General features: G+C 72.4%; 11 protein-coding genes. 3 read left to right on the forward strand and 8 right to left on the reverse strand.

What is annotated here, in order from left to right:
* Positions 1-14: 14 nt before the first annotated feature.
* From DW297_RS15450 to DW297_RS15475, 6 genes are all read right to left on the reverse strand, one after another.
* Entirely contained in the window at positions 15-1619 is a 1605-nt protein-coding gene (locus tag DW297_RS15450; RefSeq protein WP_136033999.1) for an FGGY family carbohydrate kinase, read from the reverse strand.
* Positions 1607-2626: an NAD(P)-dependent oxidoreductase gene (locus tag DW297_RS15455; protein ID WP_136034001.1), complete on the reverse strand. Its 1020-nt coding sequence runs from the start codon at positions 2624-2626 to the stop codon at positions 1607-1609. Before DW297_RS15455 ends, DW297_RS15450 begins: the two co-directional genes overlap by 13 nt.
* Before the next feature lie 39 nt (positions 2627-2665).
* Entirely contained in the window at positions 2666-3481 is an 816-nt protein-coding gene (locus DW297_RS15460) for a GntR family transcriptional regulator (RefSeq protein ID WP_168442883.1), read from the reverse strand.
* Positions 3482-3864: 383 nt separating this feature from the next.
* The gene (locus DW297_RS15465) at positions 3865-4236 is read right to left on the reverse strand and encodes a type II toxin-antitoxin system PemK/MazF family toxin (RefSeq protein WP_240744650.1); all 372 of its coding nucleotides are present in this window, start codon (positions 4234-4236) and stop codon (positions 3865-3867) included.
* Positions 4233-4454, reverse strand: a complete 222-nt coding sequence (locus tag DW297_RS15470) for a ribbon-helix-helix domain-containing protein (protein WP_136034005.1) — start codon at positions 4452-4454, stop codon at positions 4233-4235. Before DW297_RS15470 ends, DW297_RS15465 begins: the two co-directional genes overlap by 4 nt.
* Positions 4455-4671: 217 nt before the next feature.
* Positions 4672-5835, reverse strand: coding sequence for an acyl-CoA dehydrogenase family protein (locus DW297_RS15475; RefSeq protein WP_136034008.1), 1164 nt, complete (start codon positions 5833-5835; stop codon positions 4672-4674).
* Positions 5836-6025: 190 nt separating this feature from the next.
* Here DW297_RS15475 and DW297_RS15480 point away from each other — a divergent pair, with 190 nt between their 5' ends.
* Positions 6026-6208 (forward strand): hypothetical protein, encoded by a 183-nt coding sequence (locus DW297_RS15480; protein WP_136034009.1) that lies wholly within the window; start codon positions 6026-6028, stop codon positions 6206-6208.
* Positions 6209-6221: 13 nt separating this feature from the next.
* Here DW297_RS15480 and DW297_RS15485 read toward each other — a convergent pair whose 3' ends face one another.
* A complete protein-coding gene (locus DW297_RS15485) occupies positions 6222-7154 on the reverse strand; it encodes a M15 family metallopeptidase (RefSeq protein WP_136034011.1) in 933 nt (310 codons plus the stop codon).
* 74 nt (positions 7155-7228) lie between these two features.
* On the opposite strand from DW297_RS15485, the gene DW297_RS15490 reads away from it, so the two are divergent.
* Together DW297_RS15490 and DW297_RS15495 are read left to right on the forward strand one after the other, a co-directional pair.
* Positions 7229-8317: an Rv2578c family radical SAM protein gene (locus DW297_RS15490; protein WP_136034013.1), complete on the forward strand. Its 1089-nt coding sequence runs from the start codon at positions 7229-7231 to the stop codon at positions 8315-8317.
* Positions 8318-8363: 46 nt separating this feature from the next.
* Entirely contained in the window at positions 8364-8903 is a 540-nt protein-coding gene (locus DW297_RS15495) for a YaeQ family protein (RefSeq protein WP_136034015.1), read from the forward strand.
* Between the two features lie 80 nt (positions 8904-8983).
* On the opposite strand, the gene DW297_RS15500 is transcribed toward DW297_RS15495, so the two are convergent.
* A partial coding sequence (locus tag DW297_RS15500) for a DEAD/DEAH box helicase (RefSeq protein ID WP_136034017.1) occupies positions 8984-10418 on the reverse strand: 1435 nt, incomplete at its 5' end.

The raw sequence follows: 10418 nt of genomic DNA on the forward strand, positions 1-10418 counted from the left end.
GGTCGTCGTGGTCGTCAGCCGGCGTGACCGGCGGTCGAGAGTCGGGCGGGGGGCGGGTCGAGGGGGCCGCGGGCGGCGCCGGGCGGCGTGAACAGCGGGGGCAGGTCGGCGCCCGAGATCGACATCACGTCGCGGTAGACGCGGTGCCAGCGGGCGGTCACGGCGCGGTACCGCTCGTGCTCGGCGGGGTCGACGCGCTCGATGCGGTCGGGCTCGCCCATCGGCGGGAGTTCTGCGCCGACACCTCGGGCGGCCAGCCGGGCGGCACCGTACGAGGTGGCCTCGGGTGCGGGTGTGACGCGGGTGTCGAGCCCGGTGACGCCCGCGATGACCCGCGGCCACAGGGCGCCCGCGCTGGATCCCCCGGTGAACGTGACGGCGCCCTCGGCGACCGCACGCCCGGCGGTGAGCGACGACAGGATCTCGAGGTGCGCGCTGGCGACGATCGCCGCGGACTCCTCGATCGCCCGGATGAACGCGCCGCGCGAGGAGCGGGCCGCGTCGTTGATGTCGAAGCCGACGAACGCGGGGGCCGCGTGGTGCCAGGCGTCGGCCTGCATCACGTTCGCCATGGTCGCGACCACGCCGTTCGCCCCCGCGGGGACCTCGGCCGCCCACTGCTCCATCACGGCGAATGCGGAGGTGCCGGACGCGCGACCGAGCTGGGCGGCGTCGGGGCACATCGCGTCGCGGAACCACCGCATCGCGAGGCCGGAGAGGAAGCCGATGCCCTCGACCATCCAGGTGCCCGGATCGACGTGGCACAGGGTGCGCAGGCGCCGCTCCGGGTCGATCAGCGGCTCCGTGGTCACGGCCGTGGTCTGCCAGAAGGTGCCGGCGACGATCGTCGGCAGCCCCTCGCGCGCCGCGATGCCGTGCAGCGCGAGCTGCGTGTCGGCGCCGCCCGCGACCACCGGCGTCCCCGCGGGCAGCCCGGTCGCGGCCGAGGCCTCCGCGGTCACGGCACCGACGACCTGCCCGCACTCGACCACGGGCGGCAGGATGCGACGGTCGATGCCGACGAGCCCGGCGAGCTCGTCCGACCAGTCGCGCGCCCGCAGGTCGAACAGGGCCGAGCTGGAGCCGCTGGTGGGCTCGGTCACGAACGCCCCGGTGAGCCGCGTGGCGACCCAGTCGCTGAGCATCCCGAAGTGGCGGGCGGCGGCGAGCACGTCGGGCTGGTGGCGGGCGATCCACCGCAGCCGGGCGGGGGCCGTGATCGACACCCAGTCGCCCGCGGTGCGGTACACCTCGTCGGCCACGCCCTCGGCCACCAGCTCCTCGGCCTCGGCGCGCGCCCGGCCGTCGGTGTTGGGGCACGCCCACAGCTCGCGCCCCTCGGCGTCGGACAGCACGAAGCCCTCACGCATGCTCGACGCGGCGACCGCGGCCACGCGTCGCTCGCCCAGCCGCGCGACCACCTCGGACACGGCGCCCGCGATGGCCGTCCAGCCGCCATCGGTGTCGAACACGGTGCCGCCGGGGTGACCGGGCACGGCGACGTGGCTCCACTCGCGGGCGGCCTGAGTGACCAGGCGACCCTCGATGTCGAAGGCGAGGGCACGCGCGGAACCGGTGCCCGCGTCGATCGCGAGGAAGACGTCGCTCAGCGCTCCCATCGCAGCTCACCTCCCGCGAGGAACCGCTCGATCTCGGCGGCGAGCATGTCGGCGCCGCGGGCGAGGGTCTGGTGGGTGGCGCCGGCGAGGTGCGGGGTGAGGATGAGGTTCGGCTGGGCGACCAGGTCGCGCCACGGACCGTCGGGCTCGTTCACGTCGAGCGCGACACCGGCGAGGTGTCCGCTGCGCAGCCCGTCGAGCAGCGCCTGTTCGTCGACGAGCGACTCCCGGGCCGTGTTGATCAGGAACGACCCCTGCGGCATGCGGGCGATCTGCTCGGCGCCGATCAGGTGGCGGTTGTCGGCGGTCGCCCTGGCGTGCACGCTCACGACGTCGCTGCCGGCGAGCAGCGCGTCCAGGTCGGACACGATGGTCGCATCGGTCACCGTCGCCGGATCGACGTAGGGGTCGTACGCCGCGATGGTGGCGCCGAGCGCCCTGGCCCGCGCGGCGACGAGCCGGGCGACGTTGCCGTAGCCGATCAGCCCGAGGCGCAGGCCCTTCACCTCGCGCCCGAACCACCTGGCGCCCTCGAACGTCGACTCCGCGAGCGGCCGCCCCTCGGCCACGCGCTCGTCGACGTCGCGCAGCGATGCGGGCACGTTCCGCACGATCGAGATGAGGAACCCGATCGTGAGGTCGGCCACGGCGTCGGCGTTCTTGCCCGGCGTGGTGGTCACGCGCACGCCGCGCTCGCGGGCCGCGGCGAGGTCGACGTTGACGGGTCCGCCGCGCGCGCAGCCGAGCAGCCGCAGCCCGGGGAGCGCGGCGAGCACGTCGGCTGTGAACGGCGCGGCATGGAACGCGACCACGTCGTACCCCTGCGCGAGCCGCGCGACCTCGGCCGGGTCGCCCTCGAACTCGTGGATCGACGAGGCGTCCCACGTCGGCTCCGCGATCGTCATGGTGGCCGTGTCCACGGGGATCCCCCGCTGCGCGAACGCGCGGGTGAACACCTCGGCGGTCATGTAGCTGTCGCCGATGACGAGGATGCGGTGGTCGGTCATGTGCGGGTCTCCCGGTGGGGTCGGTGGGGCGGGTGCGGGTCAGCGGAGGGCGGCGGGGTAGCGGCCGGACGCGGTCTCGTTCGAGATGCCGGCGGCGTCGAACCCGGTGTCGACGCTCACGCGCAGACGGTCGGTGCGCACGGATGCGCGGGAGAAGTCGATGGGCTGTCCGCCCTGGTCGTACGCGACGGCCTCGACGACGACGATCGGGTGTCCCGGCTCCACTTCGAGCAGCCCGGCCAGCATGCGGTCGGCGGACACGGCCTCGATCGTGCGGTGCATGCGCGCGATGCGCACCCCGGTGACCCGGGTGATGGCGGCGTACAGGCTCGCGCGCGGGTCCCGCAGGTCGGGCAGCACCCCGGCGAACCGCGTCGGGAGGTAGTTGATCACGTGCACGGCCGTGCGGGCGCCGACGGCACGCACGCGCTCCAGCACGAAGCCCATGCCGTCGGCGGAGTCGCGTCCGACGACCGCGGCCGCCCACGACGGCAGCGGCTCGATGCCCGCGCGGAGGATCTCCGAGCTCAGGGCGCTGCGGCCGTCTTCGCTGTATTCGCCCAGCAGGCTGGGGGCCGAGGGCAGCGTCCAGGCGGAGGGGCCCTGCGCACGCTCGACGAAGGCACCCTTGCCCTGCTGGCGGGAGATGATCCCGGCGGTCTCCAGCCGCGACAGCGCGTCGCGGACCGAGGTGCGGGAGGCAGCGAAGTGGGCGCGCAGCTCGTTCTCGCTGGGCAGGCGGTCGCCCGGACCCCAGGTGCCGTCGGCGATCTGCGCCTCGACGGCGCGCATGATCTGGAACCAGATGGGTGCCGTCGACGTGCGGTCGAGCGGCGGCAGGGTGAGCGGGGACATTCCGGCCTCTTCGGTGAGCGGGTGCGGAGACCTCGGCGTCTCCGAGCCGGACGACTCCTGTCCGGACATGTATCGATCATCGCGGAGCACATGTCTCCTCTGAAGAGACAAGTCAGAACTTCGCCGCCGCGATCCCCTCTCGGCTCTTTATATGGGCGCGATCAGGCGTTTCCTTGCGTCACCCTGTATCGACGACCGCGCTCGTCCCGCCCGGCCCCGCCCACTCGACCCTCCCCGTCGATACAAGTCCTCCCCCGTCCGCGTCTCGTCACCCCTCGGGGACCCCCGCCCCCTCCCGTGAGGCGGGATCGAAAACGCGCCTCCGACGTCTCCGCGGCGCGCGTTCGATCCCGCATGCGGCGGGCGGGGGCGACGGGGTGAGATCAGAGCGCGAGGTGAAGTCGCAGCACCTCGTCGAGCGCGCCCATCAGCTCCGCGGGCACCCAGCCCACCGGGCGCACGATGCGGGCCACGGCGATGGTGCGCACCTGCTCGGCTTGCGCCTTGCTGTCTCGGTCGAGGCCGGTCGCGGCTGCGGGCAGCAGCACCTGGAAGGGCCACACGCGCTCCGTCGCCGTCGTGAGCGGCACCACGGTGACCGTGGCGCCCGGGCGACGGATCGCCACCGCGTTGGCGGTGTTGTTGCTCACCACGACCGCCGGCCGCGTCTTGCGCGCCTCGGAACCGATGCCCGGGTCGAACGAGGCGAGGACGATCTGCCCACGGCGGAGCAGCGCGACCGCGACGTCACTCACGCCGAAGCCAGGCCATCGTCGGCGGCGGAGTCCCACTCCTCGTCGTACCCCTCGCCGTAGGCCTCGGCATAGGCGTCGGCGAGCCGGCTCTCGCGGAGGAGCCGAACCGCGTCCTGGATCGCCGCCGACCGGGACGGGTAGCGGCCCTCGAGCGTCTGCGCGTCGAGGAAGGCGAGGTCGCCGTCCGGCAGACTCAGGCTGATCTTCGCGGTGCTCACGCGGCCATCCTACCCCGGTAGCACCACGGGTACCACCGCCCCCATGCCCGGTGCGGGACGGAAAACGCACCCCCCGGCGCCTTCCGGGGCGCACTTTCGATCCCGGACGCGCACCCCCGGCCCGCCGCCCGGATGCGGGATGGAAAACGCACCCCCGAATGGCTCCGGAGGTGCGTTTTCGATCCCGCGCGGGGGCGCAGGCGGGCTGGGGGTGGGGTCAGCGCTTGCCGGCGATCTGACGGCCGACGATCTCGCGCATGATCTCGTTCGTCCCGCCGTAGATGCGGTGCACGCGCGCGTCGAGGAACGCCCGCGCGATGGGGTACTCGGTGATGTAGCCGTAGCCGCCGTGCAGCTGCACCCCGGCGTCGAGCACCTCCCACTCGCGCTCGGTCGCCCAGAACTTGACCTTCGCGGCCTCCTCGGCCGACAGCTTGCCGCCCTTGTAGGCCAGCAGCGCGCGGTCGATGTAGGCCCACAGCGCGTCGACCGTGGTGGCCATGTCGGCGATCTGGAAGCGGCTGTTCTGGAAGTCGATGATCCGCTCGCCGAACGCCTCGCGGTCGCGGGTGTACGCCACGGTCCAGTCGAGCGCGGCCTGCGCGGCTGCGGCTCCGGCGACCCCGATCGACAGGCGCTCGAGCGGCAGGTTCATCATCAGCTGGATGAAGCCCTTGCCCTCGACGCCGCCGATGAGGTTCTCCTCCGGCACGAACACGTCGCTGAACGACAGCTCGGCGGTGTCGTGCCCGTGGAAGCCCATCTTGCTGAGCTTCTTGCCGTGCTCGAAGCCCTCCATGCCGTCTTCGATCAGCACGAGGCTGAAGGCGTCGGGGCGGTTGCCCTCGCCGGTCTTGACGAACGTGACGACCAGGTCGGCCGTGGCGCCGGACGAGATGAACGTCTTCGCGCCGTTCACGAGGTACCCGCCGTCGACCTTCTTGGCGGTGGTCTTGATGCCGCGCAGGTCGGAGCCGGCGCCCGGCTCGGTCATGGCGAGCGCACCGACGACCTCGCCGGTGGCCATGCGCGGCAGCCACTTCTGCTTCTGCTCCTGCGTGCCCATGTGCACGAGGTACGGCACGGCCAGGTCGTCCTGGATGCCGAAGGCTCCGGCGAGAGAGCCGGCGCCGGCGGCGATGACCTCTTCGTTCACGATCGCGCGGAAGCGGTAGTCCTGCAGCATGCCCGCGCCGCCGAACTCCTCGGGGACCGACAGTCCGATGATGCCCGCCTCACCCGCGGCGCGCATGGTGTCGCGGTCGACCTCTCCCGCGGCGTCCCACTTCTCGATCGCCTCGCCCGTCACGTGGCGCTTGACGAAATCCTTGACGAGGTCCCGGAAAGCCTCGTGGTCCTCTTCGTAGATGTCGCGTTCCATGCCGTCCTCCCGAACGTGTCGTGCCTCATTGCTCCGGCGATTCTACGGCCGACGGCGGGCCCGGCAGGGGACATTGTGAGAATGCATCCCACGGATCGTGACACTCGGTACCGGGGTTGTGGGAAGCCTCAATCGGCTCATCGACGGCGCGCCGGGACGCGGCGGGATCGCCGACCGGGAGACTCGGGGCATGCAGGAAGTCTGGCCGTACATCACCGCCCTGTGGTTCACCGTCGCACTCCTCGCCGGAGGATTCGCCCGCACGCGGGGGCGCTCGGCGTGGGTGTGGTTCCTGCTGACGCTGTTCACCGGACCGATCGCGGCGTTCCTCCTCGTCGTCTGGCCATCCGTCGAGACGCGCAGCCCGCGCTGAGGGCAGCCGGGCGTCAGTGCGCGTAGTCGGGCGCCGCGGGCAGCCCGAAGAACTCCTCGAGCGTGTGATACCCGCCCTCGTGGTACGCCGCCGCGAGGTCGACGCCGACGTACCGCAGGTGCCACGGCTCGGGCGCGTAGCCGGTCACGGGCGTGCCGACGTCTTCGTAGCGCACGATGAAGCCGAACTCCCAGGCGTGCGCGGCGACCCAGTCGCTCTGGCCCGTGCCGCCGAACCCGTCGAGGCCGCCGCAGCCCGCATCGCACGCCACCACATCCAGCGCCAGGCCGGTCTGGTGCTCGCTGTGCCCGGGGCGCGCCGAGCCGGCGTCGGCCTCGGCCTGCCCCTGGGCACGGACGTGCGAGTCGTAGGTCGAGACCTGGAGCCCGTACGAGCGGTAGCCGTTGTTCGCGCCCAGCCGCCCGACGCCTGCCGCCTGAGCGGCATCGGCCATCGCGCCGACGGCGGCGGCCACGTCGGGGCGCACGAGGCCGGAGGGCGTGGTCATCTGCAGGGGCACGGCGTCGAGGAGCGCCGGCTCGTAGTCGGCCGGGGTCAGCGGAAGACCCTTGTTCACGACGACCCAGACGCGGGCGGGGTCGGTCAGCGAGATGCACGGCGCGTTGCCGGCGACCACCGCCTCGCGGAACGCCGCACCGCCACCGAACCCGGCGATCGTCGCCGCGTCGTCACCGTTCGCGATGGCCTGCTGCACCCCGGGCTCGGCGCACGGGTCGGCCGCAGGGATCGCCGCCGTCCGCACCGCCGGCACCTGCGCGACGGCGACGGGCCGCGGCATCGCGTCGGCCGCCGACGAGGGGAGCACGGGCGTCGAGGCGATCGAGAAGAGCACGCCGAGCGCGGCGACGGCCAGCCCCACGGGCAGCGCGGGACCGGAGATCGGGGAGCGCGGAGCCGCATGCTGGGCAAGCGGCGGAACGGTCATTGCCTCATTCTCTCATTCGAAGATCTCTGCGACGCCCGCTTGTGCTTTCTTCGTCTTTCTGTTCGAATGAGGGGATGCGGTGGCAGGGGCAGAAGCTGGGCGACGTCGACGAGGCGGCGCTGCCCGGGCTGGAGGAGCGCCGCGGCGTGCTGCGCACCGTGAAGACCCCGGCGTTCGAGGGCATGACCTTCCATGAGGTGCTGTCGAAGTCGGCTCTCAACCACGTGCCCGGCGCCTCGCGCATGCCGTTCGCCTGGACCATCAACCCCTACCGCGGCTGCTCCCATGCCTGCACTTACTGTTTCGCCCGCGGCACGCACGAGTACCTCGACCTCGACGGCGGCGCCGACTTCGACTCGCAGATCGTGGTCAAGGTCAACGTGGTCGAGGTGCTGGAGCGAGAGCTGCGGCGGGGCAGCTGGAACCACGAGACCGTGGCGCTCGGCACGAACACCGATCCGTACCAGCGCGCGGAGGGCCGCTACGCTCTCATGCCCGGCATCATCCAGGCGCTCGCGACCTCGGGCACGCCGATCTCGATCCTCACCAAGGGCACGCTGATCCGCCGCGACATCCCCCTGCTGGTGAAGGCGGCCGAGCGGGTGCCGGTCGACGTGCAGATGTCGATCGCGATGTACGACGACGCCCTGCAGAAGGCGATCGAGCCGGGAGCGCCCACCACCCAGGCGCGGCTCGACACGGTGCGCGCCCTGGCCGATGCCGGGTTCCCCGTGACCGTGTTCCTCATGCCGATCCTGCCGCACCTCACCGACTCGGTGGAGGCGATCGACACCGGCCTCCGCCGCATCAAGGAGTCGGGGGCACGCACCGTCATCTACGGGGCGCTGCATCTGCGGCCGGGGGTCAAGCCGTGGTTCTTCGAGTGGCTCGAGCGCACGCGCCCCGACCTCGTGTCGTCGTACCGCGGGCTGTACCCCGGCGCGTCGGTCGAAGCCCCCAAGCCGTACCGCCAGTGGCTGGCACGGCGGGTGCGACCGCTCATCCGCCTGCACGGCCTCGACGCCCGGCACGAAGACGACTACCCCCGCCGCGGGTTCCGGCCGGGGCAGGGGCACACCGCGTCGAGCACGCCGACCGCCGGCACGGTCGCCTTCCGACAGACCGGGCCCGCCGCGACACCCCCGCAGCCGATGCTGTTCTGAGCCGTCCGGTCGGGAGGGCCTCCGGGGCCGCGTAGGCTCGGGGATCATGGCGATCGGTTCCACCCTCCACACGTTCGACGTGCAGCTCGCCGACACCGATCGCGGGGTCTACGACGACTACTCGCTGCGGGTGGCGCGGCATCCCTCCGAGACCGACGCCTACATGCTCACGCGGGTGCTGGCGTACGGGCTCGAGTTCGGCGAGGGCATCGCGTTCGGCGGCAGCGTGTCCGACACCGAGGAGCCCGCGGTGCTCGTGCGCGACCTCACCGGGCGGATCGTCACCTGGATCGAGGTCGGCGCGCCCGACGCGGAGCGCCTGCACCACGCCAGCCGTCTCGCCGAGCGCACCGTGGTGTACACGCACCGCGACCCCGCGAAGGTGATGGCGCCGTGGGCGGACAAACGCATCCATCGCGCCGAGGACATCCGCGTCCACAGCTTCGACCCCGGGTTCATCGACACCGCGACGCCGCACCTGGAGCGCCGCAACACCCTGACCCTCACCGTGACGGAGCGCGTGCTCTACCTCGACCTCAACGGCACGAGCCTGGCGACCGCGCTGCACGAGCACGAGCTCGGCTGACGCCCGGGTGATGCCGGGGTGCGAAGCGCGGAAAGGCCCCGGAGAACGAGGTCTCCGGGGCCTTTCCGATCCGAAGGCGATCAGGCGGTGAGGTCGGCCCTCGACGGCTGACGCCCGGCGATCTCCTCGATCACGTCGTCGTCCAGGCGGGCGTTCTCGAACGGCGCCTCGATCTCGGCACGCTCCAGCAGCTCGTTCATGCGACGCTGGCGCTGACGCGTGATCAGCGTCACCACGCGACCCGAGCGACCGGCGCGGCCCGTGCGACCCGACCGGTGCAGGTAGGTCTTGTACTCGTCGGGGGCGTCGGCCTGCACGACCAGGTCGATGTCGTCGACGTGGATGCCGCGCGCCGCGACGTCGGTCGCCACGAGCACGTTCACGCGACCCGAGGTGAGCTTCTCCAGGTTGCGCGTGCGCTTGGCCTGGTTCAGGTCGCCGTGCAGCGACACCGCGGGGATGCCGGCGTCGTCGAACTGCTCCGCCAGCATCTCGGCGTAGGCGCGGGTGCGGGCGAACACGAGCGTCTTGCCCTCGCGGTCGACGAGCGACGTGAGGATGTCGGCCTTGTCGCGGTGCTCGATCACCAGCACCCGGTGCTCGATCGTGCTCGACTCCTGGTCCTCCCCGGCGACCTCGTACACGGCCGGGTCCACGAGGAACTCGTCGACGAGCGCGGCGACCTCGCGGTCGAGCGTCGCGGAGAACAGCAGCTTCTGGCTGCCCTCGGCGGTGCGGCGGAGGATGCGCTGCACGGGCTCGACGAACCCGAGCTCGCACATGTGGTCGGCCTCGTCCAGCACCGCGATGCGGCAGTCGGACAGGTCGAGCTTGTCCTGGTTCATCAGGTCCTCGACGCGTCCGGGCGTGCCGATCACGATGTCGACGCCCTTCTTGAGCGCACCCACCTGGCGGCCCTGCGGCACACCGCCGTAGATCTGCGTGGTGAACAGTCCGACGCTGCGGGCGATCGGCTGGATCGTGCGGTCGATCTGCAGCGCGAGCTCGCGCGTCGGGGCGAGGATGATCGCGCGCGGGGCACGACCGAACTCGCGGCGCTTGCCCGCCTGCGACTGGAGCACGCGCTCCACGAGCGGCGCGCCGAACGCGATGGTCTTGCCGGAGCCGGTGCGACCGCGGGCGAGCACGTCGCGCCCCTCCAGCACGGCCGGGATGCTGGCCGCCTGGATCGGGAAGGGCGTCTCGGCGCCGAGGTTCTTCAGCGTCTCGGTGATGTTCGAGCCGAGCCCGAGGTCGGCGAAGGTCACGTTCTCGACCTCGACGGCCTGCACGGCCTGCGCTTCGAGGCGCTCGTGCACCACGTCGGCGCCCGGGGTGAAGGCGTCCTTGGGCTTGGCGTTCCAGTCGCTGCGGCTGGGGCGCTCCTCCCGGCGCGGACGCTCGGTGCGGTAGGCGCCACCGGTCGAGGCGCGGGGACGCTCCCGCTCCCCGTCGAACGCGCGCTGCGTGCGGTCGCGGTCGAAGGCCCGGCGGGCGCGGTCGGCGTCGTACGAG

This window comes from Microbacterium sp. PF5, from assembly GCF_004794315.1.
Taxonomy (GTDB): Bacteria; Actinomycetota; Actinomycetes; order Actinomycetales; family Microbacteriaceae; genus Microbacterium; species Microbacterium sufflavum.